At 68.2% G+C, this 17,313-nt stretch carries 11 protein-coding genes; 6 read left to right on the top strand and 5 right to left on the bottom strand.

Translation table 11 applies throughout. The features are described 5' to 3' along the window. Positions 1 to 183 precede the first annotated feature (183 nt). The 3 genes from O0S08_RS35635 to O0S08_RS35625 are packed head-to-tail and all read left to right on the top strand — an operon-like array spanning position 184 to position 6,076. Complete coding sequence (locus tag O0S08_RS35635; RefSeq protein WP_269033908.1) at positions 184 to 3,807, top strand: DUF2339 domain-containing protein; 3,624 nt, start codon at positions 184 to 186, stop codon at positions 3,805 to 3,807. After that, positions 3,804 to 4,604: a response regulator transcription factor gene (locus tag O0S08_RS35630; RefSeq protein WP_269033907.1), complete on the top strand. Its 801-nt coding sequence runs from the start codon at positions 3,804 to 3,806 to the stop codon at positions 4,602 to 4,604. Before O0S08_RS35635 ends, O0S08_RS35630 begins: the two co-directional genes overlap by 4 nt. Continuing rightward, positions 4,601 to 6,076 carry a sensor histidine kinase gene (locus tag O0S08_RS35625; RefSeq protein ID WP_269033906.1) on the top strand — a complete coding sequence of 492 codons (1,476 nt, stop codon included), beginning with the start codon at positions 4,601 to 4,603 and terminating at the stop codon, positions 6,074 to 6,076. The genes O0S08_RS35630 and O0S08_RS35625 overlap by 4 nt, the downstream gene beginning before the upstream one ends. A 321-nt stretch (positions 6,077 to 6,397) precedes the next feature. Here the strand turns inward: O0S08_RS35625 and O0S08_RS35620 are convergent, their stop codons facing one another. The 3 genes from O0S08_RS35620 to O0S08_RS35610 form a co-directional block, all read right to left on the bottom strand. After that, positions 6,398 to 6,841 carry an iron chaperone gene (locus O0S08_RS35620; protein WP_269033905.1) on the bottom strand — a complete coding sequence of 148 codons (444 nt, stop codon included), beginning with the start codon at positions 6,839 to 6,841 and terminating at the stop codon, positions 6,398 to 6,400. Positions 6,842 to 7,582: 741 nt separating this feature from the next. Continuing rightward, positions 7,583 to 7,885 carry a hypothetical protein gene (locus tag O0S08_RS35615; protein ID WP_269033904.1) on the bottom strand — a complete coding sequence of 101 codons (303 nt, stop codon included), beginning with the start codon at positions 7,883 to 7,885 and terminating at the stop codon, positions 7,583 to 7,585. Between the two features lie 155 nt (positions 7,886 to 8,040). Next, positions 8,041 to 8,751 (bottom strand): hypothetical protein, encoded by a 711-nt coding sequence (locus O0S08_RS35610; protein WP_269033903.1) that lies wholly within the window; start codon positions 8,749 to 8,751, stop codon positions 8,041 to 8,043. Positions 8,752 to 10,208: 1,457 nt separating this feature from the next. Between O0S08_RS35610 and O0S08_RS35605 the strand changes: the two genes are divergently transcribed. Next, entirely contained in the window at positions 10,209 to 11,987 is a 1,779-nt protein-coding gene (locus tag O0S08_RS35605; protein WP_269033902.1) for a creatininase family protein, read from the top strand. Positions 11,988 to 12,400: 413 nt separating this feature from the next. Here O0S08_RS35605 and O0S08_RS35600 read toward each other — a convergent pair whose 3' ends face one another. Next, complete coding sequence (locus O0S08_RS35600; RefSeq protein WP_269033901.1) at positions 12,401 to 12,652, bottom strand: hypothetical protein; 252 nt, start codon at positions 12,650 to 12,652, stop codon at positions 12,401 to 12,403. Between the two features lie 111 nt (positions 12,653 to 12,763). Continuing rightward, entirely contained in the window at positions 12,764 to 13,570 is an 807-nt protein-coding gene (locus tag O0S08_RS35595) for a class I SAM-dependent methyltransferase (RefSeq protein WP_269033900.1), read from the bottom strand. Positions 13,571 to 14,180: 610 nt separating this feature from the next. Here O0S08_RS35595 and O0S08_RS35590 point away from each other — a divergent pair. Together O0S08_RS35590 and O0S08_RS35585 are read left to right on the top strand one after the other, a co-directional pair. Next, the gene (locus O0S08_RS35590; RefSeq protein ID WP_269033899.1) at positions 14,181 to 14,738 is read left to right on the top strand and encodes a transposase; all 558 of its coding nucleotides are present in this window, start codon (positions 14,181 to 14,183) and stop codon (positions 14,736 to 14,738) included. A gap of 100 nt (positions 14,739 to 14,838) precedes the next feature. Next, positions 14,839 to 17,106, top strand: a complete 2,268-nt coding sequence (locus O0S08_RS35585; RefSeq protein WP_269033898.1) for a type VI secretion system tip protein VgrG — start codon at positions 14,839 to 14,841, stop codon at positions 17,104 to 17,106. Positions 17,107 to 17,313: the final 207 nt, after the last annotated feature.

Here is a 17,313-nt window from a genome sequence, read left to right as displayed (position 1 = left end):
CGGCCGCGGTTTCACACCGCGCGTGCACGCTACGGGGGTCGACGTTCCGGTCGCTGGCCGCGGACGCGAGGCGCCCGCGCCGGGCTTATCTCAACCTCGAACCGCGCAGCTCTCGGTCGGAGCGGCGCGCGGAGCCAACGTATGGTCGCGTTATTCCTGACTGTCGGTCTCGTATTCGGTGCGATGATTGGCCAATCGTTCCTGGCCGCGTTCGTCGGAGCCCTCACCGGCGTGGCGGTCGCCCACGGCTGCTCGCTGCGGACGCTCGCGGGCGAGAACGAGGATCTGCGCGAGCAATTGACGCAGCTCGGCAAGCGCTTCGAACGCGGCACGATCGTCGTTCACGAGCGCCCCGTGAGTGTCGGCCAGGCCCGCCCGTCGTCGTCGGCCCCGCCGCTCACACCCCGCGAGGCCGCGAATTACGGGCCTCCGGCCGGGATCGCCCCGCCGTCGGTCGAGCGCGTCGCTGAACGGGCCGGCGCCGTCGGCGATTCCAGACGGGATGTCCGCGAGCCGGTCGACGCGCGGGTCGCGGCGATTGCGGCGCCGCCCCGATTGCGCGATCGCTTGCCCGTAGAATCACCCGTCACCGCGACCGCGATCGAAGCGAGCGCGCGCGTCGAGCCGTGGCCCGCGCCCGCGTCCGAGACGCCGCCCGCCGAGCCGCCGTCGGACTCCCCGGCTGGCTCCGGGCGGGAGGACCGCGCCTTCACGGCCGCGCGTGAATGGCTGCTCGGCGGCAACACGGTGCTGCGGATCGGCGTGGTGCTGCTGTTCCTCGGCCTCGCGTTCCTGCTGCGCTACGCGGCCGAGCGCGTGGTGATCCCGCTGGAGCTCCGCTACGCTGGCGTGGCGCTGGTGGGCCTCGGGTTGCTCGCGCTGGGCTGGCTGCTGCGGCGGCGCAGGCCCGAGTACGGGCTGATCCTGCAGGGGACCGGCGTAGCGACCCTGTACCTGACGATCTTCGCGGCGATGCGGCTGCACCCGTTGATCGACCCGAAGGCCGGGTTCCTGTTGTTGCTCGCCACGACCGTCGGCTCGGCGCTGCTCGCCGTCAAGCAGAACGCCCGCGCGCTGGCGATCGCGGCCGCGCTCGGCGGCTTCGCGGCGCCGATCCTCGCTTCGACCGGCTCCGGCAACCACGTCGCGCTGTTCAGCTACTTCGTGCTGCTCGACGCCGGCATCCTAGCGATCGCGTGGTTCAAGGCGTGGCGCCTGCTCAACTTGATCGGCTTCGTCGGCACCTTCGGGATCGGGCTCGCCTGGGGGCTACGCTCGTACACGCCGGCGCTGTTCGCCAGCACCGAGCCGTTCCTCGCGCTGTTCTTCCTGATGTACGTCACCATCGGCCTACTGTTCGCGGGCCGTAAGCTGCGCGAGACGGCCGGGGCGCCGGCCGGGGCGGAGCGCGACGCGGTCCTGCGCTGGTCGGCGCGCCAGGCCGACGCGATCGACGGCATCGTGATGTTCGGCCCGCCCGTGGTCGGCTTCGGCCTCCAGCTCGCCGTCGTCGCGCACATCGAGTCCGGGGCGGCCTTCAGCGCCCTCGCGCTCGGCCTGTTCTACCTCGGCCTGGCGCGCTCGCTGGTCCGCCGACGAGCGGGCGCGCTCCTGCTGCTGGTGGAGACCTATGTCGCGCTCGGGGTCGTGTTCGCGACTCTGGCGATTCCGCTGGGCTTCGACGCCGGCTGGACCGCGCACGCGTGGGCGGTGGAGGGCGCGGGGATCTTCTGGCTCGGCGTGCGTCAGCAGCGTCGCTCGGCTCGGATCTTCGCGCTCTCGCTGCAGCTCGGCGCGGCCTTGATGTTCGTCGGCGAACTCGGCCCCGGATCCGTCACCCTTCTCGCGGGCCCGCCGCTGGGAGCGCTGACCCTGGGTGTGGCGCTGCTGGTGACGCACCACCTGCTACGCCGCGCCGCGCCGACCGTGGCCGCGTGGGAATCCGCGCTCGCGCCGGTGCTCGCGCTCGCCGGGCTCGTGTCCCTCTTCACGATCGCGCCGCTGTGCTTCGCCGTCGACGGCACGGCGATCGGCTGGGCGATCGCCGGCGTGGCGACGATGTTCGCCGGCTTGCGCCTGCACTCGCGCAGCTACTTGATCGCCGCGTTCGCCGTGCAGCTGCTGGGCGGCGCGCTGTTCCTCGCGCACCTGCAGGGCTCGCCGTCGGCGACCGGCGGCGTCCTGCTCGCCGGCTGGCGCGGCTCGCTGAACGCCTCGCTGATCGGCCTCATGCTCGTCGCGAACGCGCTGATGACTGCCCACGATCCGCTGATCCGGGGCGACCGGCGCCTCGCGTTCGGGCTGACCGTGGTGTTCCTGCTGGGGCTCGCGTGCGTCAACCTGGCGGTGCTGTTCGTCCTCCCGTGGCAGATCGCGAGCGCGGTGTGGGGCGCGAGCGGCCTCGCGATCGTGTGGCTGAGCTTGTTGCTGCAGCGGCGCGCGGGCCTGGTGTTCGGCCTGGTACTGCAGGCGATCGGCGGGCTGGTGTTTCTGATGTGCGGACCGCCGGTGTTCGGGCCGGCCGCCGGCGATGGTCTGCGACCGCTGGCGCACATCGGTTTCTGGACGCCGGCGGTGCTCGCCGTGGCGGCGCTGATCGGCGCCGGGAAGTTGCACCGCGCGACGACGAGTCCGCGTTCGCCGCGGATGACTTCGCTCGGTCTCGCGACCCTGTCGCAGCTGCTGCTGATCTGGGGCGCCGGCTGGTGGACCCTGACTGCGCTGGGTGAGATCGACCGATTCGTCCCGGCGAGCGCGCGCGAACACGCGGCCCTGCTGGCGGCGGCGGGCAGCGTGGCTCTGTGGACGCAGATCGCGTTGCGTGAGAGGTGGCGGGCCATGGGCTCCCTGTGTCTGGCGCTGACGCCCGCGGCGGCGCTCGCTCTGGCCCTCGTGTACCAGCCCACGTACCACCCGGCGGCGCATCTGGGCCTCGCGGGCTGGTCGGCGGTGGTCGTCGTCCACCTGCTGTCGCTGCGCCAGTTGAGCGGGCTGCTGCCGCAGCGGGTGCTCGGCGCCGCCCACGTGCTCGGCAGCGGGCTGGTGCTCGCTATCCTGACCGTGGAGCTGCGATTCCTTGTGTCCGCGGTGACCGGGGCCGAGAGCGCCTGGCGCTGGCTGGGCTGGGCGCCGGTGCCGTGCGCGTTCCTGTGGCTCGTCGGCGGCGGGCGCCGGCTGTGCTGGCCGTTCTCCGCCTATCCGCGGGCGTACCACGGCGTCGCCGGCTGCCTGGTGGCGGGTCTGCTGCTCGCCTGGTTCTGGCTGACCAACGCCGTCAGCGACGGCTCTGCCGCGCCGCTGCCATACCTGCCTCTGGTCAATCCTCTCGAGCTGGGCCTGCTGATCACTCTCGCCACGGTGGTCCGCTGGTGGCGTCGGGTCCCGAGTCGGCTCGGCGTGGAGGTGCACACCTCGTACCGCCACTGGGCGCTCGGCTCGTCGCTGTTCGCCCTGCTGACCGCCGCCGTGGGCCGCACGGCGCACCACTGGGGCGGGCTCCCCTACCGGCTCGACGCGCTGCTGGCCTCGATGTCGGTCCAGGCCGGACTGTCGCTGCTATGGACGCTGATCGCCCTCGGGATGATGATCGCCGGTCACCGCCACCGCCACCGCGCGTCGTGGACGATCGGCTCGATCCTGATCGGCGTGGTCGTGGTCAAGCTGTTCTTCGTCGACCTCGGAAATCATGGCAGTCTGGCCCGGGTCATCTCGTTCACCGGCGTCGGGATCCTGCTGCTGATCGTCGGATATTTCGCGCCGCTCCCGCCGCGACAGCCGGGCGCGGGCCCGGAGGCGGTGCGCGAATGAACCGACCGCGAAACGCCCTTCGCGGCACCGATGAGGACGACTTTATAGATCGCTGTACCGCCGGGCCTGTGTCAGGCTATGAATCGGAGGCGCCGGTCATCCCCATGGCGAACGTCCTTGTCATCGAAGACGACCGCGCGCTCGCCGAGGCGCTGTCGATCGCGTTCGAGGACGCGGGGCACAAGGTCAGCGCGGCCCACGACGGCAAGGACGGGCTGCAGCGGATCGAGCGCGATCGCCCGGACGTCGTGATCTGCGACGTCCAGCTGCCGCGACTCGACGGATTCTCGCTGTGCCGGCTGCTGCGCGAGCGAGGCGACAGCGTCCCGTTCCTGCTGCTCACCGCCCGCGACGGCGACATCGATCAGGCGCTCGGCCTCGACCTTGGCGCCGACGACTATGTCGTCAAGCCGGCGAGCACGCGGGTGCTGCTCGCCAGGGTGCACGCGCTGCTGCGCCGCCAGGCGGTGCGGGCCCAGCCGCCGGCCGAGACGTCGTCCGTGGTCGCCGGCGCGCTCCACATCGATCGCCACCGCCTCGAGGCCCGCTGGCGCGGCGCTCCGATCGAGACGACGCTGACCGAGATCCGCCTGCTCGAGGCGCTCGCCGCTCGCCCCGGCATCGTCCTCTCGCGCGCGCGCCTGCTCGAGCTCGCCCGCGGCGACGACTCCACTGTCGACGACCGGCTCGTCGACACGTACATCCGTCGACTGCGCCGCAAGCTCGAGGCCGTCGATCCGGCGTTCGATGCGATCGAGACCGTCATCGGCGCGGGCTATCGCCTCAGGGCCCCATGATCCGCAGCTCCCTCCGTCGCCGCACCTACGCGGTCGTGTTCGCGGTCGTGCTCGCGCCGCTCGCCGTCGTGGCGATCGGCGCCCGGATCGGCGCCGGCGAGATGGAGCGCATGCAGGCGGGCGTGGACCTCGCCGCGCGGGCCGTCGCCGACGGGCTCGCGGACGCGGACGCCGCCGCGCGGGCGGAGCTCGTCGCGCGCGTCGCAGGAGACGCGGGCGTCCGCGTGCTCGTGATCGATCGGGAGGGCGAGGTCGTCGCCTCCGCCGATCACGAGGACGAGACCTCGCTCGGCGATCGACTCGACGACGTCTTCTTCGGACCCGAGGGCGCGCCGAACCTGCGCGCCGCCGACGAGGAGCGTCCGGCGCCCGGATCCTGGCCCGAGGTCCTGCGCGCCGCCAAGTTCGGCCGCTCCTCCGGGTGCGCCGTCGTCCTGTCGGGCACGCTCCTCCGCTGCCACGCGTCGGTGCGCGACGATCGAGCATTCGTCGTGCTGGCCGAGAAGAGCTCGCCGCGAGCGATCCGCGCGCTGTCTCACCTCCGCTATCCGTTGCTCAAGCTGACCCTCTACGTGCTGATCCTCGGCGCGCTGCTCGCCACGTGGCTCGGCAGCCGGATCGTGACGCCGATCCTGCGCCTGCGTCGCGAGGTGCTGGCCCGCGTCGCCGATCCGCTGCGGGCCCAGCCGATCCCACGAGTCGCGCGCAGCGAGGTCGGCGACCTCGGCGAGTCGTTCAACACATTGCTCGCGGCCCTCGCGGCGCGCAGCCGGGCCAACGAACAATTCGCCGCCGACCTGGCCCACGAGCTCAAGAGCCCGATCGCGGCCGTGCGCGCGTGCGCCGAGGCCCTGCAGCGGCCGGCCGACGAGGCGCGCGCGCACCGCCTCGCGCGGCTGCTGATCGGCAGCTCCGATCGCCTCGACGCCCTGGTCACGCGCTTCCTCGCGATCGCCCGCGCCGAGGCCGGACTGCCGCACGAGCCCCGCGCGGCGTTCGATGTCGCCGCGCTCGTGCGAGGGATCTGCGACGCCCTCGCCGGCGAGGAGCGCTACGCGGCCGTCCGGTTCGAGACCGAACTCGCGGGCGTCGAGGTCGTCGGGGTCGCCGGCGCGCTCGAGACCGCGCTGCGCAACGTCCTCGACAACGCCGCGTCGTTCGCCGGCGACGGCGGCCTGGTGCGCGCGCGGGTCACGAGCGACGAGGCATCGGTGCTGGTCGAGATCGCGGACAGCGGTCCGGGGATCTGCGCAGACAACCTGCCTCGTGTGTTCGACCGCTTCTTCACTGATCGACCGACCGGCGGGGGCACCGGCCTCGGCCTCGCCTATACGAAGGCCGCGGTCGAGGCGCACGGCGGGACGATCACCGTCGCCTCCGTGCCCGGACGCGGCGCGACGTTCACGATCCGTCTCCCGCGGGCTTCACCGCCACCTCCCAAGAACCTTGCCGAAGCTTCACGGTCGACATAACCACCGCACGCGACGTGAGCCGCGCGCCGATCGGTGGTCCACGGCGCCGACGAGAAGCGACGCCATCTCGTTCCGCTGCTTGCCTCGGAATCGAGTCTTGCGGAAGGTGGCGACCGTCTTCTCCCGGCCGAAGACTCCTCTATTCGCTTCCGGAACCGTTGACTGATCAGATAGCCCTCGTGTCTGGGTAGGGATCCACCACCGCGGTTGGGGTCCTTTCGGCCTGTTTTACCGTGGGGGGCCCGCCACGAGCCTTGGGGCCGGAGGTTGTGGAGCTCCGTGGGCGGCCGCGGTCGAGGGGGTGGCAGACCGCCGTGACGGTCAGCGCCGCCGCTTCGCCTGCTCGCTCTTCGGCGCCGTCTTCGTCGTCTTCTTCATCGCCGTCTTCTTCATCGCCGGCTTCTTCGTCGCGGCGCCATCGGCGGGGTTCCAGGCGGCGAGACGCCGGACGACCGCTTCGGGCACCGGCTCGTCGAGCTCGAAGCGGATGATGCCCTTCGTGGCCTCGCGGCCGACGAGGTCCCTGGCGATCGCCGCGAACAGGTCGGTGGGCACGATGTAGACGGCGTAGTGGGTCTTCCAGCCTGCGAACGACGCCACGGCGCGCCCCTCGACGGCGTATGCGGGCATTCCGTACTTGATCGTCTCGACGGCATTCGGCAGCGCGCGGCGCAGGGCGGCGCGAGCCTGGACGAGCGCGGCGCGGACATGGTCCGGCTGGGTGGCGAGGTAGGCGTCGACGTCCGCTGGTTTCGGGGTTGCCATGCGCCGAGCGTACGCTCAAGTGCCCGCGCGTTCGTCGCGCCGAGGCCTTTTGAAAGCCGGAGGCAGGCCTTCGGCGCGTGACGAACGCGCCGGGTCCCGGCACCTTGCGCGGGCGGCGCGCGCGGGGCAGGCGAGCCAGAAGCCGATCCTGGACGCCGCCGGGGATGGTCCGACATCGTCCCGCGCTGAAACCGATCCACTCGCGTTAATTGTGCTTGTTGTGCGGATGACAAATAGAGGCCGTTCCGTCTCTCGGAGAGCTGAGAAGTCGGTGAAGTCGTGAATGCGGCGACGGGCGCGGTCGTCGGCAGGGTCGGGCATGGGATTGCGACCTTCGCTCCGCTGGGCCGCAAGCTGCTCTATCAACATACGCTGACGGATCTTCCTCCGGCCTACCGCATGCACTGGTTCGGGGACGGGCGGTGGTGTGCCAGGTCCACCGGGGCCGGCCGCCTGCGAACGACGAGATCGTGGTCTTCGACGGCGACGACGGACGCCGCGTATGCACGCTCGCGACCTCCTTGCCTGACATCGACGAGCCTCGTTCACGCCTTCGTCGTCGATCCACCTCGCGCGCGTCAAGAGCGATTTCGAGCCGGCCCCGCCGGGCCGTCGCAACGCCCGCCAGCAGCTCGCCGAGCACGGTCCGCCATGCGCTGGCCCATGCACGACGGGCCCGATCGCCCCTGGACGACCATGCGACCCTCACTCACGGCCATCTGCGACCAGGTAGGAGCCTGGCTATTTAAAGGGATGGAATCCCAACACCGATTCGACATCACCTGGACGGATAATGCCCTCGCCGGTAAAGAAGGATGGCGTCGCAACCATCCCTTCATCCGAGGCAAACTGCGCCGCATCGGAGGCGAGCCGCGCGCACACCATTTGGCGAGGCACCAGATTCAGCAACCATGAACCATGGGCCTCCCCCGCCGCGATAGCCGCATCGCAAACCGCGTCAGAGAATTTCGAGCCTGGAGCATCCAATGGAATCGGAACGATGTTGTGCCAGCGAGACGGGTCCGCGTTGATCCTTTCGAACATCCGAACGCACCCCATGCATCTCTCGGTCAGCAAAACTCCTATACGCCCCCCCTCGATAACGGGCCAAATGTGGAGTTGCCGCTCGACCCACAATAGACACAGGACACCCATGACGCTGCCCGCTACCCCGAAGAGCGCCAGTTTTACACGACTGTTCATTGCCCACCTTCAGCCATCAGCTCCCTGAGCAGAATCAAATAACTACGTTGGTGTTCCAGGCGATACTCCCAGTCGGGAGTGCCATCCGGACCCTGATTCAACAGGATCTCCAACCCTTCCTCGGCAATCGCCAGCGTGTCTTGAAATTGCTTCAGAGATAGTTCAGGATGGTTATCAGTCTGAGCCTTGTGATTGCCGAACAATCCTGTGACACCGGCAGGAACCCGAACCTGCCCGCCGACATTTCCCTTCACGACACATTTTGCGTATTCATCGCAGTCGGCGCGAAAGTCGGTGCCCATGACGATGCGGCCGAACACCACTTCGCCCACGCCCGGCGCCTTCGCTTCTATGACATAATCGATCTCGTACGGGCACGGGCCTCGCAGGTGCTCTTTACTACATCGCAGATAGGTGCGATGACTGCGCTCCGAAAAATCCAGATCGATCAATGTGTCTTGCCACTTCGTGTCCCCCTCCGCGAGGAGGGTTCGGAGATTCTTGGCCCGATCGGCCTCAGCACTGAATTCTGCCCGGCGGGTGGAGTCCGTCGCTTGCTCCGCGGCGAGGTAGTTCGCCGGATCGACCAGCGCTCCCAGAACTCCCGCTCCTTGAGCATCTGCGCTCTCTTCGCTCCCCCCCCCTCTCGGACTCGTCCGACTCGTCCCTGTCCCGACCTTGCGCGCTGGGGCAGACGAGCGCGTCACCCACAACATGATCACGCAGATCCCGGCGACGATTCCAGCGATCGAAACGGTGACTCTTGACAGTCGCACAAAATCCTCGTCAGAGAGAATGGGCGTCGGACCCCACGACTACGTCCGTTGCGAGACAGGAGGACCTGCTCAATTGCGGTGTCTGGAGCCGCGATCCGAAGCCCCGCATTTTAAGGATCCAAACCAAAATTTTGTGATCTCGATGGATGACCACGGGCATTGCATGCCTAAAGTCGTTCCATCGAGATCGAATCAGCCGGGGTTCAGCCGCCGCTGATGGGGATGGTGCAGACGCAGCTTGACACGCACACGATGCACGTCGAGTTTGGGTCTGAGGGAATCCCATAATGGCCGTTATGCACAGCGGTGGGACGGCCGGGCGCCGCCTTGCACGACGGTCCGGTGCAGGCACTAGCCTCTCCGACAACGAGACCATTGCCGGGTGCCACGGTACCCAGATATGCGAGGCCAGCGAGCATGGTGCAGCTGAATACAGCCGCGAACATCTTGAAACCCTTCATCATGAAAGACGCTCCTTCGAACCGAGTAAGATACTCACGCAACGGGTCGCGCACTTTGCGACAATCTCGATGCTCCAAATCATCTACTGGACGCTTCGGGCGAAGTCAACAAGAAAAAGAATTCGCATCGCATTCGGCAGCGACGGGCGACCCAATACCGGCGAGTCACACGGGCGCGGGCGACCGGCGGCGGCCGGCGCCCCGGCGCGGCGAACACGAGCCGGCCGCCCGCGTCGCACGCGCAGCGCAGGCTCAGGAAGCCTCGAGGGGCCTGACCAAGGCGGCGCGGGCTGGCACGACGGCGCCCGCATTCACTGTCCCATGGGACAGTCGGACTGTCCCATGGGACAATTGCTCCGGGGCTCCTTCTCGCTCGGCCTGGGTCGGTGGCCGGCAGCCAGACGATGTGGGGCCGGGGGTAGATGACCACGCTGCGAAAACGTCGTAGACGAGACGAATCGGGCGAAGAACGCCCAGCGGATCCGAACGCCGCCGCCGAGCCGGTTCGACAAGCGCTTCCGCTTCATCAGGAGGGCGATCCGTCGGCGAGACCCGCCGCGACGACGTACCCAGCCGTGATCGCCACCTACAGAATGCGCGACCCCTGCACAAAAACGCCACGTGCAGCTCCTCGCCGTATCTCCGGCACACGGTCTGAACCGGCCGACGATCCTGGATTTGCCTTGATTGAACGCTCGCCCCGAATCGCGCCCGGGGCGTCTCTCGAACCATGGTGAGAGCGCCCTGGCGTCGAGGGTTTCACAGTGATGGATGATGTATCCCGGACGTCCGACGGCTGCCGGGTCGGTCGCGTTCGCGGTTGCATCTGCGGAACACGTCTGGTAGACGCGTGGTGGAGGTGGTATAGCCGCTTCCATTGGCCAGTTGGGGAGACCGACGGCGAACGCCGTGGAGGTCGCTTCTGTCATGAGTCCGCAAGAACTGCTCGTCGTCCTGGTCGCGCTCGTCGTGGCGCCGCTCGGCGCGGTGCTCCAGAGCACCAGCCGGCTCTTCTGGTTTTATCTGGTGACCGCCGCGGCGATGGCCGTCGCACACGCGATGTGGCAGCGCCGTGCTGGGGGCGACGAGCCGCGTGCGACGTGGAGGTCGCTGAAGCACCGCTCAGCCCGTCGCGACTACGTGATCTACGTCGTGAACACGGTCCTGCTCCGCGTCTTGCCGTGGATAGCCGTCGGAGGGGCGCTGGCGAGCGGCATCGACGGCGTCGTCGTCGACGCGCTGTCGGCGTGGTTCGGTCCGCCGAGCGTCAGCGATTGGTCCGAGAGCTTCATCCTCGTGGTCGTCACTCTGGGCACCTTCGTGGCCGCCGACTTCGCGCTGTGGGCGACCCACTATCTCCAGCACCGCGTCGGGTGCCTGTGGGAGCTCCACAAGGTGCACCATTCGGCCGAGGTCCTCAACCCCGTCTCGGCGTATCGGGTGCATCCGCTCGACGACTGGATGAATCTGACAGCCACCGGTGTGGCAGTCGCCGCATTCCAGGGTTCCGCGCGCTACCTCGCGGGGTACTCGGTCGAGGGCGTCTCGTTCTTCGGCCTCAATCTCTTCATCTTTCTCTTCTACGCCCTCGGCTTCAACCTGCGGCACTCCCACGTCCAGCTCCACTATCCCGCGTGGCTGAGCCACCTGGTGATCAGCCCGGCGCAGCACCAGATCCACCACAGCTCCGATCCGGCCCACGTCGACAAGAATTTCGGGTTCGCGCTGGCGATCTGGGACGCGCTCGCCGGCACGCTGTACGTCTCGCGCCAGCGCGAGGAGCTTCGGTTCGGTCTGCACAACCAGGACGGCGAGCGCTACGAGAGCTTGTGGGAGCTCTACCTCGCGCCGATCGGTCGGGCGTGCCGGCGGGTCCGAAGCGAGCTCGGCTCCGCGATCGCCGTCTCTGCGCTGCTGGTCCTGTTCGCGACGCAGAGTTCGTGCCGACAATCCGCGCCGGTGGCGGCGTCGCCGACGCTCTATCTGGAACAGATGACGTGGGACGAGGTCCGCGAGCGGCTCGACGCGGGCTTCGACACGGTCCTCGTGCCGACGGGTGGCGTCGAGCAGAACGGGCTCCACCTCGCGCTCGGAAAGCACAACGTGGTCGTCGAGCACGCGGCAGGGCAGATTGCCGAGGCGCTGGGGAACACCCTCATCGCACCCACGATCCGCCTGTCCCCCGAGGGCGACATCTCTCCTCCGACCGGGCACATGCGGTATCCCGGAACGATCAGCCTCCCGGACGAGGTGTTCGAAGCGGTGCTCGAGTCGGCGGCGCGAAGTCTCGAGGCGCACGGGTTCCGCTTGATCTGCCTCATCGGCGACAGCGGCGGCAACCAGGAGCCTCAGCGCCGAGTCGCCGCCAAGCTCTCGCGCGAGTGGGAGGGTCGCGCGCGGGTCCTGCATGTGTCCGACTATTACCATCGCAACAGCCAAGTCGCGTGGCTGCTCGCTCAGGGTGAGGACGCGGCGACGATCGGAGATCACGCGGGCATCCGCGATACGTCGGAGGTGCTGGCGGTCGCGCCCTGGATGGTGCGACCGGAGCGCCTTCCCGCGGCCCGCGAGGACGGCGAGGACGGCTCGTCAGGCGATCCGTCCCTGGCATCCGTCCGGCGCGGCATCATCATGCTGCAGCTGAAGACCGACGCCGCGCTCGCGCAGATCCGGCGCGAGCGAACGATGATTCCCGAACAGCGGTGAATCCGGAATACGTCCGCGAAGAAGCCGATGACCGCATCCTATGGGGCCGGTGCCTTCATCGCAGGAGGCGCGCAGACCAGGGCTTGGTGATAGGGTCTCCGGCCGTATGTGCGTCGTCGAGGTGCAGACGGTTGGCGTCAGCGATCTTCGGGTTTGAGTTGAACACCCCGTTGCCGCTCGCCCTGTGTGCCCTCGTACCCCCGCCCGGCTTTCACATGATCCGATACTTCGGCGTGTTAGCGAGTCACCATCACCTCCGCGCTCGCATCATTCCGCCGTCCGTCCCGCTGCCGTGAATGATGAGCGCGCGTCCATGGATCGGCATGGCGCAAGCGGGTCGACGGCTAGATCGCCAGCGGTCAGAGTGTTCATGGCTTGACCTTCGCCCGCGCTCGAGCCGCCCGCTCTCGCGGCTACATCGGCCGGAAGTCCAGCCGCAGCGCTCCGCCGAACGAGCTCGCCTGCCAGGCCATGTTGCTCGGATCAATACTCACGCCCCTCCAGAACCCTTCGCCCATCAGTTTAGCGAAGCCCTTCGCGTCGAGGACCACCGAGCGCCGCGAAGGCTCGTCTGCCGCCGGCACGCGGAACAGCGCCCTCACGGGCTCACCTTCACCGTCAAACTGACGGTCGGCGACGCCTTCTCTGAAAGCGAGATCGTGCACGCGGCCTCAGATGAAGCGGAGACCGGTCAGGAGAGTCGTCCGAACATGGGCTGGCCGACCGCGTCGGGCTGGTACCGTAATATGTCCCATGAGACATGTAAACAAAAGGCGTTAACTCGCGGGCTTGACGAACTTGAGCACGAAGCGGTCCGCCGTTCCACGGCGCTCCGCGGCGGCGAAGGGGGCGGCGTTCCAGTCGCGCGCGTCGGCGGGGTTGCGCAGGAACTCGGCCGAGCCCGCGAGAGTGAAGCCGGCCTGCTCAATCTCCACGCGGACCGTCGACTCCTCGACCCGGTGCAGGGTCTTCGTGTCGCTGGCGCCGGCGCCGGCGCTGGCGCTGTGGTCGACGATCACATACGCTCCGCCCGGGCGAAGGGCCGCGAACACGGCGCGGTTCATCTGCGCCCGGTCCGTGCCGAACCAGAACGTGTCATGATAGAAGAGCACGTTGATCACGAGGTCAAGGTCCTTGGCCTCGGGTGGCAGCGGGTCGTCGAATTCGCGGTCGACCCGGACAACGTTGCGGAACTCCGGCGTCGTCAGGCGTTCGGTCCACTTCGGCTCGAGGAAGCGCTCGCGGGCGTAGGTGTTGTTGTGCGCGTACACCACCCCGTCCGGGCCGACGGCGCGGGACAGCAGGAACGTGGTGTAGCCGAAGCCGGCGCCGAGATCGGCGACGCGCATGCCGGGTCGGAGGTCGAGGAACGCGAGCAACTCGACGGGCTTGCGGCCGGGGTCGAGCGCGCGTTCATCGGCGGGGCGGGCCGGGTCGTCGACGATCGCCTGCCACGACGTTGCCGGTGCGGCGGACGGACGAGGGGCGCCCGCGGGTTCTGCCGACGACGGGGCCGAGGCGGCCGAGGCCGCCGGGCGACAAGCCGTGAGGGCGAGGAGCAAGATGGCGCGGCGCGTGAGCACGCGGACATCGTAACATGGGCACTGTCACGACTCGGGAGACAGGACGAGGACCAGTACCGGGTGGAACAAGTTCTGACCCATCCTCGCCGAAAGCCCCTCCGCTGCCCAAATGCCGCGGATCTCCACCCGGAGGGGCTTGGGCGGGGAGGGCGACTTGCCACGGGTTGCCTCTGGGTACCTCGGGTTGCCACAAATCTGCCCCAAAAACCCGGACGACCTCGGGTAATCGTCCCGGCCGGCGAGCCCCTGCAGTCGTCACGTTGGGCGGATGGGGGGGACACGTCCGTGCGGGTCGCAGGGCCGTCCAGCGCACGGGCCGGGTGGCCGGCCTGCTGACCGGGGAAGGTCAGGCCACGCAGGCGCTTCCGTTTCAATCTCGCTGACTTGGTGAGCTACCGGGCCCGGCCGGGCGAATGCAGGGGGACGGCATGCCCGCATGCGCGAGGCCGGGCACCTACGTGCCGCGCCAGACCCACGCGTGCGATGCGACGACGACCTCGACCTCGACTCCACGCTTGCTGCCTGCGTACAGCGTTCGCTCGTCGGCCCGCACCTGGCGCCCGCGGCCGAGCTCGGGGCTCCTCCGCCGTTGACTGTGTCTGCTTTCGGGATGCACCTGCACGCCGCCACGACCGTCGATGGCCGCGACCGCAAGCAGCTCGAGCGTCTTTGCCGCTATCTCCTGCGCCCGCCTTTCGCTCATGACGCGGTGGAGGCGCTTGGCGACGGCCGCGTCCGCGTCCACTTCACGGCCCCCTGGCGCCGCGGCACCGCCCACGCCGATATGGATGCGGACAAATTCCTCGCCCGGCTGTGCGCCCTGGTGCCGCCGCCGGGTTTCCACATGATCAGATACTTCGGCGTATACACGAGTCACCACCTCCGAGCTCGCATCGTCCCGACGCCCGACACACCGGCCCCCGAGCAGCAGCTCGCGCTTGGGTTCGCCGGCGCGGGCTTCACGAGCGTGAAGTCGGACGACGTGCCGGAGACTTCGTCCCGGCCCCGTCGCATCGGTTGGGCCAAGCTTCTCGCCCGCGTGTTTGGGATGGACATCACCATCTGCCGAAAGTGCGGCGGGCGGATGCGTGTGTTCGAAGTCGCCATTGGCCCCGATCGGATCTCGACAGGTTTAGCGGAATGGGCGGTCGCGCGCGCGACGACGTGACTTAACCTTTCGCTCAGGGTATTGGGGCGCTTGCAAGCCGGGTCACGGTGAGCCTAACCTGCGCTCTCGTCGGGATAGTTCGCCGAAGGAGTGTATCTCTGTGAATAGCGCCCTTACCGTCGATTCGCTCTTTCACAGCGACCAAGCGCCGTTCTCGCTCTCGGTTCAGGCCATGCCGGCCCCTCTCAGGGTAGTCCGCTTCACTGGACGCGAGGGAGTCAGTGCGCTGTATGAGTTTCGGGTCGAAATCGCGGCCGGCGAGTTCGACCTCGCCGAGGTCGTCGGCCGAGGGGCGACGCTGCAACTCGAAGGTGTCGGTCCGCCCCGCCTCATCCATGCCGAGATCGCCAGCATCGAATACACGGGCGAGTCACGGCACTATCATCTCTATGAATTGACGCTGGTCCCACGGGTGTGGCGGCTGCTGAACCGTCACGGGTGCCGGACCTTTCAGAACCAGACCACCGCCGAGGTGGTCGCCGCGGTGCTCAAGAGTGCCGGATTGAGCAAGGACGAGTTCCGCTTCGCCCTCTCTGCCACTTACGCGCCACGCAATTATTGCGTGCAATACCGTGAGAGCGACTTCGCGTTCATCAGCCGTCTCCTCGAGGAAGACGGGATGTTCTACTTCTTCGACCACGGCGAGTCCGGTGCGACGATGGTGGTTGCCGATCACCCAGGCGCGCACCCGACGATCGCCGGAGACTCGACCTTGTGGTTTCACAATGGCGGCCAGCTGCGCGAGCGCGAGCACCTGACCACACTTCGGCTCGTCGAGCGCGTGCGTCCCGGCAAAGTGTCGCTACGCGACTTCAACTTCCACAAGCCGATGGAAAGCATGGAGGCCGACGCCAGCGCCAAGCGCGACGCCGACCTCGAGTTCTACGACTATCCCGGGGAGTTCCAGGACCCAGGCGCCGCCCAACCGCATGAGGGGCGGTCGATAGCCAAGGTCCGGTTGGAAGAGCTTCAGGTGACGCGTCGCCAGGCGTCGGGCAGCAGCGACTGCATGCGCCTGGTGCCTGGTCACTGGTTCACCGTCGCGGGGCACAGCCGCGCCGACCTCAACGGTGCACGCATGCTGATGCAGGTGACGCATCAAGGGACTCAGACACAGGTGCTCGACGGGGACGGCGCGGGCGGCTCGTTCCATTACAGCAACGAGTTCGTGTGCATCGACCGGGGCGTGCCCTTTCGCCCGCTCCGTCTGACGCCGCGTCCGGTCGTCCGCGGGGTGCAGTCGGCGACCGTGGTCGGCCCGGCGCAGGAGGAGATCCACGTGGATGAGCAGGGCCGCGTGATGGTCCAGTTCCACTGGGACCGCGAGGGCGCGCACAACGAGAACTCCTCGTGCTGGGTGCGGGTCTCACAGGGCTCAGCTGGGCTCGGCTGGGGCGCGATGTTCATCCCCCGGATCGGACACGAGGTATTGGTCGACTTTATCGAGGGCGACCCCGACCGCCCGATCATCACCGGGCGAGTGTACCACGCCAACAACGCCACGCCCTATCCGCTACCCGACGAGAAGACCAAGAGCACGATCAAGTCCGAGAGCTCGCCCGGCGGTGGCGGCTTCAACGAGCTCCGCTTCGAGGACCTCAAGGGCGGTGAGGAGGTGTTCCTCCACGCCCAACGCGACCTCAACGAGGTCGTGCTCCACAATAACAGCCGCAGCGTGACCGCCAGCCAGACCTTCTCGGTCGGCGGCAATCAGTCCTTCACGATCACCGGTGACCGCAGCGTGACCGTGACGAAGGGCCACGAGTCGCTGACGGTCAAGACCGGCAAGAGCACGACGACCATCGAGCAGGACCGCAGCGTGACCGTGAAGTCGGGCAACAGCTCGCTCACCGTCGAGTCCGGGACCCACACGATGACCGTCAACAAGGCGATCACGGCGACGTCGCAGACCGAGAACATCAGCTTGACGGCGCACACCGACGTGAAGCTCACCGCCGAGACCGGCAATATCACGGCGCAGGCGCAGGGCGCGGTGGAAGTCGAGGCGAAGACGAGCTCGCTGAGCCTGCTCGGCAAGCAGGCCGCGTCCCTCATGTCGAGGACGAACACGTTGAGCCTGTCTGGCAAGCTGGCCGTGTCGCTGGAATCGACGAGCTCGACGCTAACCATGGGGAGCAAGGGGAAGGCGAAGCTGACGTCGAGTGACGCGGTCTCCATCTTTGGGTTGAACGTGGTCGACGTTCACGGCAAGAAGCTCAAGCTCAGCGCGACCGAGGAGCTCAAGATCGAGGTCGGGGGTAGCACGATCACGATCACGCCGGACGGGATCAAGATATCGGCGTTGTCGATCAGCAGCGAGGCGAGCGGGCTCAACGAGATCTTGGGCTCGGAGGTCAAGCTCAACTAAGGCCGGTCGAGCGCACTCGTGGAGGGGCGGCTGTTTACCAGTCAAATTCGCCCACCTCACCAGAACGGGGAACTGAGACCATGTCGATGCTGTGCGAGCGCGCGAAAACGACGATCCGACACGTGCAGGCGGCGGCCGCGGGCGTTGCGAGCGGCGCGCGTCGGCGCTAGCATTCGGAGCCCGGAGGCAGGTGCTATCGGGTGCGAC

The sequence above is a fragment of the Nannocystis punicea genome (assembly GCF_026965555.1).
GTDB classification, from domain to species: domain Bacteria; phylum Myxococcota_A; class Polyangia; order Nannocystales; family Nannocystaceae; genus Nannocystis; species Nannocystis punicea.
This window is presented reverse-complemented; position numbering and strand designations above follow the sequence as displayed.